Origin of the sequence: Rothia sp. P7181 (assembly GCF_048513015.1) — a bacterium.
Classification (GTDB): Bacteria; Actinomycetota; Actinomycetes; order Actinomycetales; family Micrococcaceae; genus Rothia.
On record NZ_JBLXXZ010000011.1, the window covers coordinates 55,978 to 72,932 of the forward strand.

At 46.0% G+C, this 16,955-nt stretch carries 13 protein-coding genes; 9 read left to right on the forward strand and 4 right to left on the reverse strand.

All coding sequences use genetic code 11. The features are described from left to right. Positions 1–14 precede the first annotated feature (14 nt). Both metK and ACN08Z_RS06620 read left to right on the forward strand, forming a co-directional pair. The gene (gene metK, locus ACN08Z_RS06615; protein WP_419103766.1) at positions 15–1,217 is read left to right on the forward strand and encodes a methionine adenosyltransferase; all 1,203 of its coding nucleotides are present in this window, start codon (positions 15–17) and stop codon (positions 1,215–1,217) included. Positions 1,218–1,231: 14 nt separating this feature from the next. Next, positions 1,232–3,322, forward strand: coding sequence for a primosomal protein N' (locus ACN08Z_RS06620; RefSeq protein WP_419103767.1), 2,091 nt, complete (start codon positions 1,232–1,234; stop codon positions 3,320–3,322). Here the strand turns inward: ACN08Z_RS06620 and ACN08Z_RS06625 are convergent. Both ACN08Z_RS06625 and ACN08Z_RS06630 read right to left on the reverse strand, forming a co-directional pair. Continuing rightward, a complete protein-coding gene (locus ACN08Z_RS06625) occupies positions 3,319–4,428 on the reverse strand; it encodes a glycosyltransferase family 4 protein (RefSeq protein ID WP_419103768.1) in 1,110 nt (369 codons plus the stop codon). The two genes, ACN08Z_RS06620 and ACN08Z_RS06625, sit on opposite strands and share 4 nt — an antisense overlap. Beyond that, positions 4,425–5,333 carry an alpha/beta fold hydrolase gene (locus tag ACN08Z_RS06630; protein ID WP_419103769.1) on the reverse strand — a complete coding sequence of 303 codons (909 nt, stop codon included), beginning with the start codon at positions 5,331–5,333 and terminating at the stop codon, positions 4,425–4,427. Before ACN08Z_RS06630 ends, ACN08Z_RS06625 begins: the two co-directional genes overlap by 4 nt. Before the next feature lie 170 nt (positions 5,334–5,503). Here ACN08Z_RS06630 and leuS point away from each other — a divergent pair, with 170 nt between their 5' ends. The 5 genes from leuS to holA all read left to right on the forward strand — a co-directional run bounded on the left by leuS (position 5,504) and on the right by holA (position 12,493). Beyond that, positions 5,504–8,047: a leucine--tRNA ligase gene (gene leuS, locus ACN08Z_RS06635; protein WP_419103779.1), complete on the forward strand. Its 2,544-nt coding sequence runs from the start codon at positions 5,504–5,506 to the stop codon at positions 8,045–8,047. A 78-nt stretch (positions 8,048–8,125) separates the two neighbouring features. Continuing rightward, complete coding sequence (locus ACN08Z_RS06640; RefSeq protein WP_419103770.1) at positions 8,126–9,031, forward strand: DegV family protein; 906 nt, start codon at positions 8,126–8,128, stop codon at positions 9,029–9,031. Positions 9,032–9,159: 128 nt separating this feature from the next. Further along, positions 9,160–9,957: a helix-hairpin-helix domain-containing protein gene (locus ACN08Z_RS06645; RefSeq protein WP_419103771.1), complete on the forward strand. Its 798-nt coding sequence runs from the start codon at positions 9,160–9,162 to the stop codon at positions 9,955–9,957. Between the two features lie 257 nt (positions 9,958–10,214). Continuing rightward, positions 10,215–11,456, forward strand: coding sequence for a ComEC/Rec2 family competence protein (locus tag ACN08Z_RS06650; RefSeq protein WP_419103772.1), 1,242 nt, complete (start codon positions 10,215–10,217; stop codon positions 11,454–11,456). A 35-nt stretch (positions 11,457–11,491) separates the two neighbouring features. Continuing rightward, positions 11,492–12,493: a DNA polymerase III subunit delta gene (gene holA / locus ACN08Z_RS06655; protein ID WP_419103773.1), complete on the forward strand. Its 1,002-nt coding sequence runs from the start codon at positions 11,492–11,494 to the stop codon at positions 12,491–12,493. 109 nt (positions 12,494–12,602) lie between these two features. On the opposite strand, the gene rpsT is transcribed toward holA, so the two are convergent. Together rpsT and ACN08Z_RS06665 are read right to left on the reverse strand one after the other, a co-directional pair. After that, entirely contained in the window at positions 12,603–12,866 is a 264-nt protein-coding gene (gene rpsT / locus ACN08Z_RS06660; protein WP_419101688.1) for a 30S ribosomal protein S20, read from the reverse strand. A 198-nt stretch (positions 12,867–13,064) separates the two neighbouring features. After that, complete coding sequence (locus ACN08Z_RS06665; protein ID WP_419103774.1) at positions 13,065–13,607, reverse strand: type II toxin-antitoxin system PemK/MazF family toxin; 543 nt, start codon at positions 13,605–13,607, stop codon at positions 13,065–13,067. Between the two features lie 170 nt (positions 13,608–13,777). Between ACN08Z_RS06665 and lepA the strand changes: the two genes are divergently transcribed. After that, the gene (gene lepA, locus ACN08Z_RS06670; protein ID WP_419103775.1) at positions 13,778–15,634 is read left to right on the forward strand and encodes a translation elongation factor 4; all 1,857 of its coding nucleotides are present in this window, start codon (positions 13,778–13,780) and stop codon (positions 15,632–15,634) included. Between the two features lie 44 nt (positions 15,635–15,678). Then, positions 15,679–16,878, forward strand: coding sequence for a radical SAM family heme chaperone HemW (gene hemW, locus ACN08Z_RS06675; protein WP_419103780.1), 1,200 nt, complete (start codon positions 15,679–15,681; stop codon positions 16,876–16,878). The last annotated feature ends 77 nt before the right edge of the window (positions 16,879–16,955 follow it).

Below are 16,955 nucleotides of genomic sequence, written 5' to 3' on the forward strand. Positions count from 1 at the left end.
AGTAGAGTAAATACGTGAATTCTCATCCTTCTCATCTTCGTTTATTTACCAGCGAGTCTGTTACTGAAGGTCACCCTGATAAAATTTGTGACCAGATTTCAGACGCAATTCTTGACGCTCTTCTCACCGAAGACCCTCATGCAAACGTGGCTGTTGAAACTATGGTAACCACCGGCCAAGTGCATGTTGCCGGCGAGGTCACAACTACGGGGTACGTCGATATTCCCTCTATCGTACGTAAGACCATCCTTGATATTGGATATAACTCTTCCACCCACGGTTTTGATGGTGAGTTCTGCGGTGTGTCGGTATCTATTGGTGAACAGTCTCCTGATATCAATGCTGGTGTTTATCATTCTCTAGAAACCCGTACCGGTTCTGAAGATGAACTAGACCGTCAAGGTGCTGGAGACCAAGGCATCATGTTTGGGTACGCATCAAACGAAACTGAAGTCCTCATGCCCGCGCCAATTTGGGTTGCACATCGATTGTCTGAACAGCTTACGGCTGTACGTAAAAATGGAACTCTTGAACGTTTACGCCCTGATGGAAAAACTCAAGTTACTCTCGGATATGACGGAAATACTCCCGTTTCAGTAGATACTGTTGTTGTGTCTACACAGCACACTAAAGACTATGATTTAGCTGAGCTTGAAGCTGATATCCGTCAACACGTCATTTCGCCGGTACTGCAAGATCTTGATTTTGACAGTTCTCAGGCCAAAATTATTATCAACCCTGCTGGACAGTTCGTTCAGGGCGGCCCAGTAGGTGACGCGGGACTTACCGGACGAAAAATTATTGTTGACACCTATGGGGGATTTGCCCGACATGGTGGAGGGGCGTTCTCCGGTAAGGATCCGTCAAAAGTTGATCGTTCTGCCGCATACGCTATGCGTTGGGTAGCAAAGAATGTTGTTGCTGCCGGACTTGCTGATCGTGCAGAGGTTCAGGTTGCTTATGCAATTGGTAAAGCTTCTCCTGTCGGACTGTATGTTGAGACTTTTGGAACTGAAAAAGTGAATCCCGTCATCATTGAACAGGCTATTCGCGAAGTCTTTGATTTACGTCCTTTAGCTATTATTCGTGATTTGGAGCTTCGCCGCCCAATTTATGCGAAGACGGCAGCTCACGGGCATTTCGGCCGTGAAGAAGAAACTTTTACGTGGGAGAGAACAAACCGCGTAGAAGAACTACGCGCCGCAGCAAATCTCTAAATATACTAGGTTCTATGACGAACGTTTCTTCTGCAGGGTCCTTGCAAACAGATTTGTTTGCGGGGACCCTCAATATCACCAATATGCTGAGGCAAGAACATCCTCTTGCTCAGCAGTTCCCTGTTGCGCGGGTGATACTAGAAACAGACGTCCCGCATCTTGACCGCGCATTTGACTATTTAGTTCCTGAATCTTTAGCTGATAGCGCTCAACCGGGAGTAAAAGTCAAAGTTCAGTTCAACGGGCAGAACATGATGGGATACATTAAATCTCGTCAAGATAGCAGTGAATATGACGGCAGCATGCGATATATCGATCAGATTATTTCGCCTGTTTCTTTAGTATCGCCAGAGATTTTTCAACTGGCAGAAACTCTTGCTGATCGTTATGCAAATATTCTTCCGCATGTTTTACGTTTAGCAATTCCAACACGAGTAGTTGGTGTGGAAGAGAAATTTCTTGCACAATCTCCAGAGTTCTTTCGTTCTCAAGCACCTTCTATCCATCTTAAAAAAGAACTCAACACTGCTCTTTTTGAGCCTTATGACGGGGGACTAGAATTCCTCGATGATACCAGTTCTGCTGTACCTACACGGGCAGTGATGAATACGTTGCCCACCGCCTCAGCAGCTTGGGAAGACATTCTTGCTGTTGCTCTAGTTAATACTATTGCATCGGGGCAAGGCGCTTTAGCTGTTGTCCCTGATAAAAAATCTTTAGAACGTTTAACCCACGCACTTTTAGAGTATATAGATGAAGAGAGCTTTGTCCGTCTTACGGCGCACGATAAACCCTCAGAGCGGTATCGCTCTTTTCTTAAAGTACGTTCTGGTGAAGTTTCTTTAGTCATTGGCACACGTTCGGCAGCTTATGCTCCCGTTCATCGGCTCGGACTAGTTGTGTGTTGGGACGATGGCGATGCTAACCATATAGAACAACGTGCCCCATATTGTCATGTGCGTGATGTTTTGACGTTGAGAGCAATTCAAGAACAGTGTGCAGCTCTTTTTGCTAGTTATTGTCTCAGTAGTGAGTCTGCTCGATTAGTTCGCACACGATGGGCTAGTTTCTTGGGTGCCCATCGTGAGATAGTGCGTGCTCATGCTCCGCGGGTTGTACCGGTAGGAGATGACTATCAGCTAGCACGTGATCCTTTAGCGGCTAAGGCTCGTATTCCTCATCTTGCTTTTGAAACTGCTCGTGCAGCATTGAAAAGAGGCCCCGTATTAGTTCAAGTTGCGCGTTCTGGATATATTCCGTCGTTATCATGTCAGCGTTGTAGAATGCCAGTTCGGTGCCCAGAATGCCGTGGCAGTGTTTCAGTAACGTCTTCTGAATCTATACCAAATTGTACTTGGTGTGGGCGCCTTATCCAGCAATGGTGTTGCCCTGAATGTGGCTCTCAGTCGTGGCGAAGCAGCGCTAAAGGGGTTTTACGTACGGCAGAAGAACTAGGAAGGGCTTTCCCCGGCGTTCCGATTATTTCTTCAGGCGGAGATCATGTCCGCAGTTCGGTAGGTTCTTCTGCTGCACTTGTGATTGCAACATCTGGTGCAGAGCCTGTGGCAGAAGGTGGTTATAGTGCCGCTTTATTGCTTGATGCAGATTCGATGTTACACCGAGATTCTTTGCGTGCTCCAGAAGTTGCTTTGCGTTCTTGGTTCAACGCGTCTGCGTTGGTTCGGTCTGCTGCGGAGGGGGGCACCGTGATTTGTACGGCTTCTCAGTCGTGGGCTTTAGAATCTTTAGTTCGTTGGGATTCACCGGCTTTTGCGCTTCGAGAACTTTCAGAGCGTCAAGAGCTTTCTTTACCGCCTGCTGTCCGTACAGCAGCTATTACAGGTACTCAACGAGCGGTAGAGTCTTTTGTTTCTTCACTATCTTTACCGGATGAAGTAATTGTTCGTGGGCCTTTGGAAGTCTGCGACCATAGTCTTTACTGGTCTGAGGAAGATGAAGAGTCCAACCAGTATCGAACCATTCTTTTCTTTAGTTTTGGTATTGCTCCAGAAGTTACTCATCATCTACGAACGACGCGTGCTTCGCAGTCCATACGTCAAGCTGAGCCGGTACAGATTCGTTGCGATGGTCTTGATATTTTCTAGGTATTAGCTCGTGTCATATTGGTGGCGACGTTAAGAAGTTGTAGCGCTGATTCTTTCCATGAAAATCGTTGTGCATCGCGTAGTCCTTCGCGAACCACCTGCTGATAGTGTGCGGTATTTTCTAAAGTTCTAATAGCTTGTACAAATGCTTGGGGGTCTTCTGGGTTGCAGTGTAATCCGTGAGGGGCAATTTCGTGGAATATATCGATATCGCTGATGACGACGGGGCATCCTTGTGCTTGAGCTTCAACAACAGGTAGTCCGTATCCTTCTGCTCGAGAGGCTGTGAGCAATGCGGTGCTTGTAGCTAAAAGTTGTTGATATTCTTCGTCACTGACTCCATAGCAAAACTCGATGTTATCGGTCACGTATTGGTGTAGTTCTTGCTGACGTTGTTCGCTGATACGAGAAAGCAACAATAGCCGGTACTCTGGTAAGTCTTTCATGGCTATCATGAGAGTTTCAACATTTTTATATTCCATAAAAGAGCCCATATAGAGGAGAGTTTTTTGACGGTGCGCGATACGGTCTTGGGCTTGTTCTTCGCTGACAATACTGCCGGTAGCAGCAGCATTAGGAATAATGTGTAAGGGTTTTTTGGTGAGGTGGTGTTGTCGAATCAGCTGGGCACTTGTCTGAGAAACGGTTGCCACAGCGTCGGCACGGTTGAGGAGCAAACGTTGTGGTGTGTAAGAGCGGTGGAAAAGTCTCCATCCCCATTGGATAGGACGCGGTAAAAAGCTTGGGGGAGTTGGGTGTTCGTAGTAGATGAGGTCGTGCAAGGTGAGGATTAGATGAAATTTTTTGCCCCAACTTCCAATAGTTTGCATGGGTGAGAAAACAACGTCTGGATGATATTTATTAAGTGTTCTTGCGATAAATGGCTCACGAATATTGGTGGGAGATGAGACGAGGATATAGTCCATATCAGGGAGCATTTTAAGCTGCCTGATGTCACTAATAGCCATGATAATCTCAAGGTCAGCGCAGAGGGGGTGCTGTTCATCGTGAAGTTTTTTGAGCGCTTCCAGTAACGATGCAGTGTAGCGACTAATACCATCGTGAAAGCCGTATCGGGTATAGCGGGCGTCAATAATGAGTCTCATGCGCTCTCTTCCATGATAAAACTCCGAATGAGTTGTGCAGCGTATCGGGGTGTCTCGTAATGAATCAGGTGACCAACTTCGGGGATAATGTCCATTTTCCCTCGACGTATTTTCTGGTACATCTCTTGTTGTGTTTCGAGTGTACCTAGGTCATCTTTTTCTGCAACTACCATGTGTACGGGAATGGGTACCTGAGCAATATATTCTGCGGCAGTGTGCTGTGTTGAGATTTGGTAGGCTTCATACACACTTTGGGCGGATGCAAAAGAACCAAAATAGAGACGATGTTGAGTATTGATAAAAGATCGTAGGAGTGGATTCTTTGTTTTCATCATGATTTCGCTCATGACGCGTGTGATACTTTTTGAACGTAATAAAGGCAAGCCAAAGATTGGAGGAAGGTGCGCACCTAGCCAGTAATATCCTTGAACCGCGAGGGTGAGCAATTGAGCAGAGCTTTTGAGCGGATATTGGCTGATGGGGTTAATGAGCGATAGCTTTTTGATGTGTTGTGGGTAGGTGGATGCTGTATAGCTACAAATAATGGAACCGAAACTATGCCCGACAAGGTAGATAGAGCGATGTTCATTGCTGAGTGTAAGTATTAGAGCATGTAGCCATTGTCCGTAAGCGTCTATGTTGTGTTGGTCAGAAGGGAAGGGTTCTGTTCTGCCGAATCCTGGTAGGTCAGGGATAATAATGCGGTATTCAGACAGATATGAGCCGATAAGTTCTAGTCCGTGGTGGTCGCCTCTAAAACCGTGGATTAACAGTAGAGGTTCCCCTTCGGGGTTTCCGTATTCCCAGTACCAGGTAGATAGTCCATTGATGGTGAGGTGTTGGGCTGTCCCATGGGGGTAGGAGGTGGGAGGAACTTCAAAAATATTCTGTTCGGTTACACCCATGAGTACGATGTCGCTTTCTGGTTAGTATGCTCTTAAAATTCTTGTACCTTTAAGACTATGGCAACATTAACTGATGGGCTGGTCATCTATAAGGTGTTTTCACGATAGACTAAAGACAAATAAGTCTAAGAGCATTTAAAGTTTTGTCGCATGTGCATAACACACAGCACATTGAAGCTCATCGTACCGACGTTCAACAACCAAAGGAAATCGCTGTGTCAGCTGAGGTGAAAGCTACTAAAAACACGGAAAAGTCGTATGACTTCCGCGCTATTGAGCAAAAATGGCAACCCTATTGGGAAGAAACTAAGATTTTTAACCTAACAGGTGATGAAAACCGAGAAAAACGGTATGTCCTCGATATGTTCCCCTATCCTTCTGGTGACCTTCATATGGGGCACGCAGAAGCTTTTGCTGTTGGCGATGTCACTTCTCGTTATTGGAAACAGAAGGGGTTTGAAGTATTTCACCCTATTGGTTGGGACTCTTTTGGTCTGCCAGCAGAAAATGCTGCTATCAAGAACAATACCCACCCACGTGAATGGACATATAAGAACATTGAGACTCAGGCTGAGTCTTTTAAACGCTACGGTATTATGGTGGACTGGAGCCGACGCATCCACACCTCAGACCCCGAATACTACCGTTGGACTCAATGGCTGTTCCAACAGTTTTATCGTAAAGGACTTGCCTATCGTAAGTTCTCACAGGTGAATTGGTGCCCCAAAGACCAGACTGTTCTCGCAAATGAGCAGGTCGTTGATGGCGCATGCGAACGTTGTAAATCTGAAGTCACCAAGAAGTCTCTAAATCAGTGGTATTTCAAGATTACTGATTATGCTCAAGAGCTTCTGGACGATATGGAACAAATCAGAGGTCATTGGCCAGATCGTGTTTTGGCAATGCAAAAAAACTGGATTGGGCGCTCTGAAGGTGCAGAGATTCGTTTTGATGTTGAAGCAGGCGGAGGAAAAGATAAAACCTCCATTACTGTTTTCAGCACTCGTCCAGATACTCTATACGGTGCGACCTTCTTCGTTGTTGCTGCAGATTCAGAGCTTGCTCTAGAAATCATTGCAGAAGACCAGAAAGAAGCCCTCGAAGAATACCGTGAAAAGATTAAAGCTTTTTCTGACATTGATCGTCAGTCTACAGAGAACGAGAAAAGTGGTATCTTTACCGGACGATACGCGTTTAACCCGCTAACCGGAGAGAAACTTCCTATTTGGGCTTCCGATTATGTTCTTGCAGATTATGGAACCGGCGCAATTATGGCTGTTCCAGCTCACGATCAGCGTGACCTCGAATTCGCGAAGGCCTTTGATCTTCCTATCGTAACGGTGGTAGATACTGGGGAAGAAGACCCAGCTATTTCAGGTGTTGCTACCACCGGCAACGGGAAACTTATCAATTCTGGTGAACTCACGGGACTTGATAAAACCGAAGCCATCAAGAAAGCTATCGAGATGATTGAGGCTGCTGGAACAGGTGAAGGTAAAGTTATTTACCGTCTACGTGACTGGTTGCTATCTCGTCAACGTTTCTGGGGCACTCCTATTCCTATTATTCATTGCGATGATTGTGGAGAAGTTCTTGTCCCTGAGGATCAGCTTCCTGTTCGTCTACCAGAAGACCTCAAGGGTGATGAACTCGCTCCTAAAGGTCAATCTCCTCTAGCAGCAGCCGAACAATGGAATACTGTAGACTGCCCACAATGTGGAAAGAGCGCTAAACGTGACTCTGACACGATGGATACCTTCGTGGATTCTTCGTGGTATTTCCTCCGTTACCTCTCACCAGATGAAGACCAAGCACCGTTCAACAAAGAAGCTGTCCAGCAGTGGGGCTCAGTTGATATGTATATCGGTGGTGTGGAGCACGCAATTTTGCATCTACTATATGCTCGTTTCTTCACCAAGGTCATTCGCGATTTGGGCATGATTGATTTTGATGAGCCTTTTGCCTCTTTGATGAATCAAGGACAGGTCCTCAACCGTGGTAAAGCTATGTCTAAGTCTTTGGGTAATGGTGTGAACCTCGGTGAACAGCTCGATACTTTCGGTGTTGACGCTATTCGCACAACTATGGTTTTTGCCTCTCCACCAGAAGATGATATTGACTGGTCTGATGTATCTCCCGGTGGTGCACAGAAGTTCTTGGCTCGTGCATGGCGTATTGCCGCAGACGTTACTTCAGAACCTGACGTCGATTATCAGAATGGAGATAAGAATCTGCGGTACTTTGTACACCGCACGGTTCGTGATGCTACCGAAAATATCGAAAGCGGTAAATTTAACGTCATGGTCGCAAAAACCATGGAATTGGTGAATGCGACACGTAAGGTCATTGACTCTGGTACGGGACCGGCTGATCCTGCAGTTCGCGAAGCAGCTGAAGTTATTGCTATTTTGCTTTCTTTGTATGCACCATATACCGCAGAAGATATGTGGCATATTCTAGGTCATGACGCTCCTGTACTGACTGCTGGTTGGCCACAGGTCGATGAGTCATTATTTGCTGATGAAATGGTGACTGCTATCGTACAGATTAAAGGTAAGGTCAAAGACCGTTTTGAGGTTTCTCCACAAATTAGTGAAGAAGAGCTAGAGCAAAAAGCCTTGAACTCGGAGACGATTCAACGTCTTATCGGCGATTCTCAGGTTGTTAAAGTGATTGTTCGAGCACCTAAACTCGTCAACATCGTAACCGCCTAGTAGAGTTATGTATGTGGGTGTGGAAGTATGACTTTCACACCCACATATGTTTTTAAGTTCTAGGGAGGTAGGAGAAGAATGGTGCGCCGTATTGCTGTTGTGACGGATTCCTCAGCTGCTTTAGATAAAAGTACTCTTTGTCATCTCGTAGATTCTGGCGGTTTTGCGATGATTCCCTTAGACGTCTTTATCGATGATCAGTTAGTTTCTGAGAAGTTTGTAAAGTCAGCTGAACCTTCTTTAGAAGAACAAGAAGCCGTAGTTCTTGCTCATGTTTTAGGGCAAAAAGTACATACCTCAGCTCCTTCTCCAGAACGTTTCCGGAGTGTCTATGAGAGTTTCGCAGCTCAAGGTTACGAGGCTATTCTTTCCCTACATCTGTCTCGACATCTTTCGAGCGCTTATTCTTTTGCTTGTACAGCTGCTACACATAGTCCAATCCCTGTGTATGTCGTTGATTCTCAGACTGTGGGTATGGCTCTAGGCCATGTTGTCTCATATCTGCACACGATGATTTCGCAAGGTTTCGATGCTGCTGAGTTATCTCAAGTAGCGGTGGAAATGCTTGAAAATACGGATATCTTTTTCTACGTGCCAACTCTTGACGCGTTACGCCGCGGTGGAAGAGTTCATCCAGCGCTTGCACGAGTAGGACAAATGTTGCAGATTCGTCCAGTAGGAACTATTCGTGAGGGGAAGCTGATGTATCTTCATCGTCCTCGTTCGTTGGAGCGAGCGCAGTCCCTGCTAGCAGAGGTGGTGTCTGAGCGTTCTGTCTGTAAAGGGGCTGAACAGTATCAGCTGGAGCAAGTAGCAACACCTTCTCCTCGTGGTCGTATTGTTGCTGTTCATTATTGTGCGCAGGAGTTGGAGGCCCGACGTTGGGCTTCTTCTTATCGTATTCATCCTGATTTTTTTACTCCGTTGCCGACGGTTCTTGCTGCTCATGCAGGGCTTGGGGCGTTGGCGGTTGTGGTGTATTAGTGATTCTCAGGGTGCACCATACCCTGTGCACGAGTAGATTAGAGTAGAGATTTATCCACATTTTTTCGTGAGATTGATGTTTTTTTGTGCGCTTTTTTAGACTCAGGTCTATGAAAAGTTTTTCTGATGTGTCCTCTCAATATTTATCTTCTGATACGGATCGGTGTTCGTTAGATGATGCCCCTGCGTATCGTCTTTATCGTGCTCGTCATATTGATGGTAGGGAACGATCTGCGAGCTTATATGAGGATATAGGTGAGCCTGAGGTTGATAGTCAAGAGCGGTATAGGCATCGGGTGATACGCTGGAAGATACCATGGGCCGTTGCCATTTTTTTATGCATTGTTTTAGCGGTATGTAGTGTACTGGCGTTCTTTTCCTCTTCACGTCATGAGTCATCTATTGATGAAAAAGAAGTTTCTTCTTCTGAGGTGTATTCTTCTGTGGAGGAACCTTTAGCTAGTGTTCACTCTTCGGGGTCTGCTCCTTCTGTGTGGGTTCATGTTGTGGGTGCGGTGAAGTCTCCGGGACTTTATGAGCTTCCTGATCAAAGTCGTGTTGCTGATGCTATTTCAGCAGCGCAAGGACTGGTAGATGATGCCGATCCAGATTCTATTAATTTGGCGTCAAAGATAACGGATGGTCAGCAGGTACGTGTTCTTTTTCAGGGACAGGCCGTTGATGCTGTTCAAGGGGTTTCTCCGCAGAATCATCAAACAGGTGATGTTGTTGGTTCATTGGTTAATATTAATACTGCTTCTGCTCAGGAGTTAGAAACTCTTCCTCGGGTAGGTCCCGCGACGGCACAAAAAATTATTGAGTTTCGTCAGGCTCATGGAGGTTTTCGTGATGTTGATGAGTTAGAGAGTGTTTCGGGTATTGGTCCAGCACTTCTTGAACGTCTTCGGCCTTTAGTGCGAGTTTAATGATGGCGTCGACTGAACGTATTGTTTCTTCATATCATGATGTTCGTTTAGTTTTGGTTGCACTGTGTATCTGGGTTTATACGTTAATCAGCTATGCAGGTTTTGGGTTATCAGGTGATGTTCTTGTTGTATGCGGGGGCGTGGCATGTTGTGTTGTATGCGGGCTATTTCTTGTATCACCATATTTGAGGGTACTTTTCCCAGTATGTTTGACGCTGTGTAGTGTGTTTTTAGCGGTTTGCTGTCAGGGATTGAATTTGTCTGCCAGGGATATTACAAGTTCTGTTCATGTTCTTGAGCAAGTTGAGGGTGGTTCTACACGTTTTTGGGGGAGTGTCCAACGTTCTTCGCAGGTATCTTCTCACCGTTATGCTGTGTATTTTCATGCTGAAAAGGTTTTTGCCCCTTCTTTAAAGCAGCCTCAGGTGTTGAATCTTCCCCTGATGTTTTTCTCCTCAGAGCGCCTTGAGGAGGGGACTTTTGTGAAGGTTATTGGTGTTCCAGAAAGCTCTATATTTCAGTTTCGGTTAAATTCAGCTAAGGTGTATCCGTTATCGGAGCCTGTGTCTTCTCCTGTTAAAAGGGTTAAAGAACAGGTGGCACAGTATGCCTCAGGTACGGTAGGTGCTGCGGAGAGTGCATTGATTTTAGGGCTAGGGTATGGTGATGATAGCCAGCTTCCGTCTCAGAACCGGCAGGAGTTTCGAGTTTCGGGGTTAACACATCTAACCGCTGTATCTGGTGCAAATATTGCTTTTATTTTTGTATTGTTTTATCGATTTTTAACGTATTTTAGGGTTAGCCGTTCTTATGGTATTTTCTGCGCCTCTATGGTGACGTTCTTTTATGCTGGCGTTGTTGGTTGGGAGGATTCGGTACTGAGAGCGTGGGTGATGGGTGCTCTCGGCGCTTATACCGTGTTACGGGGTAGCATAAAATACCCGTTGCATCTCTTGTCGTTGAGTGTCATTGTTCTATTAGTGTATTCTCCTGAGTTGGCGATGAGCGTAGGGTTTTCTCTTTCTGTCATCTCTTCAGGGGCGCTCATAGTATTTGCACCAGTTTTGGTAGATATTTTTTCGTCGTATTTTCCGTTATGGTTGTCGGAGCTTTTAGCGATTCCTTTATCAGCTTCGTTATGGTGTGCACCAGTGCTTGTTCTTATGACGCAGACGATTACTCCGTATACGGTTCTTGCAAATATGCTTGCTAGTGTTTGTGTTCTTCCGCTAAGTGTTGTGGGGTTGTGTGTCTTATGTTGTTCGTGGTGTCAATGGTTTTGGATGGTTGATATTTTGCTACAGGTAGGTTGGTATCCTGCCCATATATTAGTGTTGATTGCACGAGGTATTACACGTTTGCCGTTCAGTTCAATAGCGGTTCCTTCTGGTAGTCTGAGCGTGATAGTTGTGGCCGGTGTTGTTATGGTGCTAACTGGTATTTCATTTTGCGTGATGTTGTCCAAAGAAAAGTTCTTTAGGGTTTCTATGAGAAAATAGGGTTTATCTCTTGGTCGCGTTGAAAGGCACATCTTATGGCGAGGAAGTCTCGTTCATCTTCTACTAGTTCTGCATTGTCGTGGCGTTCAGTTCAGTTGGCGCCAGTTACGTTGTTATGGGGTAGTGAAGAATATTTTATTTCGCGTGCAAAGACACGGATTCGTGCACAGTTTATGGAACGCTATCCAGAAGCTGATCGTGTAGAGATTTCTGCCAAGGATTATCGAAGAGGGGAACTTGCTGCGGCCTCTAGCCCATCGTTATTTAGTACCTCAAAGATTATTGAAGTAGATCAGCTTTCTTCGATGAGTGAGGATTTTCTTCATGATGTGATGGCTTATCTTCAACATCCTGAGCAGCATATAGCTATGGTGTTGTCTCATAATGCTTCGAACAGCAGGGGGAAGAAGTTGGTTGATTTTTTCCGTTCCTCAGAGTCTTTTCCCTTCGTTGAGTGTAAACCGCTTAAGACAGATCGTGAGAAGTTAGAGTTTGTCTCTCAGGAGTTTAAAGATCATCGAAAAACTATCGATGCTAAAGCTATTCAGCTACTGGTGGCTGCTACTGGTGCTGATACCGCAGAGTTAGCTTCTGCGTGTTCTCAGCTGATGAGTGATGCGCCTGATGTTGTGACAGAAGAACTAGTCCATCAATATTATGGGGGAAGAACAGAGGTCACAGCGTTTAAAGTCTCTGATGCAGTGGTTTCTGGTAATAGTAGGTTAGCATTGACTCTTTTACGTCATGCTTTAGCAACAGGTGTTGACCCTATTCCTCTTGTTGGGGCTTTAGCTGCTCGTATGCGTCATATTGCTAAAGTTTATGGGAGCCGCGGGAATACTACCGTTCTAGCTTCAGAGTTGAAAATGGCGCCGTGGCAGGTTGAACAAGCTCAACGCGATTCACGGCGTTTTTCGGAGCAAGATTTAGCTGAGATTTTTCGTGTTTTAGCAGAAGTTGATGCTCAGCTTAAAGGGGAGGGTACAGACCCCTTATTTGCTCTTGAAAAAGCGATTCTTACGATGAGTCGTTCATAGTAGTTCCAAAGGGACATAGATATGGGTAGTCCCCGGTAAGTTAACTTACCGGGGACTACCCATCACTTCGCTAATAGACAGTTACCGCACCAAGGGACGATAAGTGAAATTAGGAAAGCTTATTTACTCGTACAGCAAGACCTGATTTCTTGTTAGCAGCGGTCTTCTTGTGAAGAACGCCCTTAGAAACAGCCTTGTCCAGTTTGCGACTTGCAAAACGAAGTGCAGCAGTTGCTTCTTCTACGTTCTGCGCCTCAACAGCTTCGTTAACCTTGCGGATAGCGGTCTTAAGCTCGGACTTGTAAGCGTTGTTACGAAGGCGAGCCTTCTCGTTGGTGAGGATGCGCTTTTTCTGGGACTTGATATTAGCCACGATTAAAACTTTCTTTTTGTCTAATTGGTCGGTGAGGGCTACGCTGATCGATCATCGACTGAGCGGCGTGGGGATGCCTATGGCAACCGATCAGCAGTGCCCGATGACCATCGGACACACATAGAAAACTCTAGCAGAAACTTACAGCAGAGTCAGCAGAGTTATTCCCCACAATTACCGTGTTGTTTGAGAATCCTCTCACGCACCACGGCGAGCTAGTGCCTGATGAATACGGTCAAAAGTCGCTTTATCCATCACGGCTCCCTCTCGACGCATATCTGCAGGACTTACCCGAATGATTCGATCGAGTTTCACTTCAGATGGGCGGCCACTTTTATCCCAAGACCCTGCCCCAATATCCATATAATTTCGGTCTCGGTGAGTTGAGTTTGTATGATCTTTACTCGTCAGCATCAAGGCCAGTAAATATTGTCCGTCTCGTCCAATAAGAAGAACAGGGCGGTCTTTTCCTTGAGTATGGTCTTCTTCATAAGGCACCCACGTCCACACCACTTCACCGGGGTCTGGCTCTCCGTCAAGGTGGGGAGAATATTCAAAATGTACAGGGCCACGATAATCACCAGGGTAGCGAGCTGCAAAATCTTCACGACGGGTTGTACCGCTATCGGAGCTTCTGCGGGGTGCAGAGTCCGCTGATCCTTGCTGAATTTTTTGGAACTCTCGGTATGCTCTTTGAGCAAGACTGATAATACGGCGCACCGTTGAAATATTAAACTTCATTCCCTTAACATAACTGTTTTGAGCATTATTGTCTGCTTGTTATCGAGATTACCGCCATTATCTTCACTGTTTACCACGTCTTAGACAGCAGAAAAACAGAAAACATGGGAAACTAGATACTTGATGATCACATTATTCGCAGGTTTCTGCGGCTGAAAGGAATGCCCTACGTGTCACCTCTAGCTGCCAACGCTCCCGTTCCCGCGGCAACGTCACCAGAAATTATCCGCAATTTCTGTATTATCGCTCATATTGATCACGGGAAATCTACGTTGGCTGACCGCATGCTTCAAGCGACCGGCGTTGTTACACCGCGCGACATGAAAGCGCAGTACCTTGACCGCATGGACATTGAACGCGAACGTGGAATCACCATTAAATCGCAGGCTGTGCGCATGCCGTGGGAGGTTGATGGTACAGCCTATGCTTTGAATATGATTGACACTCCCGGCCACGTTGACTTTACATATGAGGTCTCTCGTTCCTTAGCAGCATGCGAAGGCGCATTACTACTTGTTGATGCGGCTCAAGGAATTGAAGCTCAGACTCTCGCTAATCTATATTTAGCGATGGAAAATGAGCTAACCATTATTCCAGTCCTCAATAAAATTGATTTACCGGCGGCAATGCCTGACAAGTATGCTGAGGAGCTGGCAAATCTTATTGGTGTTGAACCAGAAGATGTCTTAAGAGTCTCTGGTAAAACCGGTGAAGGTGTGGAAGAACTCCTTGACCGCATTGTTGAGCTGATTCCTGCCCCTCAAGGCTCTGCTGAGGCACCGGCACGCGCCATGATTTTTGATTCGGTTTACGATTCTTACCGCGGCGTCGTCACCTATGTTCGCGTTGTGGACGGACAGCTAAGCCCTCGTCAAAAAATCAAGATGATGTCTACCGGCGCGGAACACGACTTATTAGAAATTGGTGTTATCTCTCCCGAACCTATTCCGTCGAAAGGTCTTGGAGTCGGGGAAGTTGGGTATCTTATTACCGGTGTGAAAGATGTACGCCAGTCTCGCGTTGGTGATACCGTTACGTCTTCTCATCATCCAGCAGAGGAATCTCTTGGAGGGTATGAAGATCCTAAACCGATGGTCTTTTCAGGGTTATTCCCTATCGACGGCTCTGACTATCCTGCCCTTCGAGACGCTCTCGACAAGCTGAAGCTCAATGACGCAGCATTAGTATATGAACCAGAGACCTCAGCTGCATTAGGTTTTGGTTTCCGTTGCGGGTTCTTAGGTCTTCTGCACCTTGAAATTGTGCGTGAACGTCTAGAACGAGAATTTAACTTAGATCTCATCTCTACCGCACCTAACGTTATCTACGATGTGGTTGATGAGTCAGGAACTTCTCGACGAGTCACGAACCCTAGTGAGTTCCCTGAAGGAAAAGTCGCCCTCATCAAAGAGCCGATGGTTGCTTGTACTATCATTGCACCCAGTGAATTTATCGGCGCGATTATGGAACTTTGCCAGTCACGACGTGGCATCATGGGTGGAATGGATTATCTATCTCAAGATCGTGTTGAGCTACGATACCGTATCCCTCTTGCAGAAATTGTTTTTGACTTCTTCGACCAGCTCAAATCACGTACCCGTGGTTACGCTTCCCTTGACTGGAAATTTGATGGTGAAGAAGAAGCTGACTTGGTTAAGGTAGACATTCTCTTACAGGGCGAAAAAGTAGATGCTTTCTCTGCTATCACTCACCGTGATAAGGCATATTCTTATGGTGTGATGATGACAGGAAAACTACGTACTCTCATCCCTCGTCAACAATTCGAGGTGCCGATTCAAGCGGCTATTGGCTCTCGCATTATTGCTCGCGAGAATATTCGTGCTATCCGTAAGGATGTTCTCTCCAAATGCTATGGTGGCGATATTTCTCGTAAGCGTAAACTTTTGGAGAAACAAAAAGAGGGTAAGAAACGTATGAAGATGGTCGGTCGAGTAGAAGTTCCTCAAGAGGCTTTCATTGCGGCTCTATCATCAACTGAAGAAGCTAAGGACAAGTCTAAGAAGTGACCCCTCCGGCGCAGCCTTTAGGTATTCCTGCTCCTAGCGATGGGATGATACCCGCTGATTCTGCCGCAGCTAGTCAAGAACAAGAGTTTAGTCTGTACGTTCACGTACCTTTCTGCTCTATCCGATGTGGCTATTGTGACTTTAACACCTACGCTACTGAAGATTTTGGGCAAGGTGTCGGTTTAGCTACGTATGCAAACGACGCTATAGCAGAGTTAGACTTTGCTCAGCAGGTCTTGAAACGTTCTGGTGTTCCTGAACGAACTATGAATACGGTATTTTTTGGGGGAGGAACACCCACAAAATTACCCTCAGCAGATCTCGTCAGAATACTACATCATGCCATCGAACTTTTTGGGTTATCCCCAGATGCAGAGGTCACTACTGAAGCTAACCCTGACTCTGTATTAGAAAAAGATTTAAGCGTGCTTGCAGCTGGTGGATTCACACGCGTTTCGATTGGTATGCAGTCAGTTGTCCCTGAAGTTCTTTCAGTACTTGAACGAACCCATACTCCAGAGAATGTACCGAAAGTTGTTTCGTGGGCTTCTCAGGAGGGGTTACAGACTTCTGTTGATTTAATTTATGGTTCACCGGGGGAGACACTTGAACAGTGGAGACGTTCTGTAGAAGCTGCGATTAGTTACGAACCTGACCATATTTCTGCGTATTCGCTCATTGTTGAAGATGGCACAAAACTTGCTGCTCAGATTCGTCGCGGAAAGTATCATATGCCAGATGAAGATCTCATGGCAGATATGTATCTGTTAGCAGAAGAACTGCTTACAGAAGCGGGATACCATTGGTATGAAGTGTCAAACTATGCTAAAGCTCCACAGTATCGGAGTACTCATAACTATTCGTATTGGCGTAACCAAGATTGGTGGGGAATCGGTCCTGGAGCGCATTCTCATATTGCTGGTACACGCTGGTGGAATGTTAAACATCCCGTAACCTATGCGCATCGTCTTCGGCAAGGAGATTCACCGGCAGCAGCTCGTGAAATTCTTGATCACAAGACACAGTTTTTTGAAAAGGTGATGTTGGAGCTCCGTACTGTCGATGGTATCCCTTATGAGGTCTTAGCGAATATACACGGTACTGAAACTCTCGACCGGAAGCTTCGGTGGCTACAAAATCAGGGACTTATTGATGATGAGCAACTTAAACGCGGTGTTGTGGGGCTGACTCTTCAGGGACGTTTATTAGGTGATGCGGTCACCAGAGAACTGCTTCCAGAATAATTTTTTGCTTTCGAGGTGTTCTGATAAAACTGTGGGTGGTGTGGAAAGCGTATAAACGATTGACAACACCCCAAGAT

Bases quoted from the DNA above. Each gene is read 5' to 3' on its own strand.
- hemW (WP_419103780.1), top strand. From the start codon at position 15,679: ATGATACCCGCTGATTCTGCCGCAGCTAGTCAAGAACAAGAGTTTAGT.
- holA (WP_419103773.1), top strand. From the start codon at position 11,492: ATGGCGAGGAAGTCTCGTTCATCTTCTACTAGTTCTGCATTGTCGTGG.
- ACN08Z_RS06630 (WP_419103769.1), bottom strand. From the start codon at position 5,333: ATGGGTGTAACCGAACAGAATATTTTTGAAGTTCCTCCCACCTCCTAC.
- ACN08Z_RS06665 (WP_419103774.1), bottom strand. From the start codon at position 13,607: ATGAAGTTTAATATTTCAACGGTGCGCCGTATTATCAGTCTTGCTCAA.
- ACN08Z_RS06640 (WP_419103770.1), top strand. From the start codon at position 8,126: ATGGTGCGCCGTATTGCTGTTGTGACGGATTCCTCAGCTGCTTTAGAT.
- ACN08Z_RS06625 (WP_419103768.1), bottom strand. From the start codon at position 4,428: ATGAGACTCATTATTGACGCCCGCTATACCCGATACGGCTTTCACGAT.
- ACN08Z_RS06620 (WP_419103767.1), top strand. From the start codon at position 1,232: ATGACGAACGTTTCTTCTGCAGGGTCCTTGCAAACAGATTTGTTTGCG.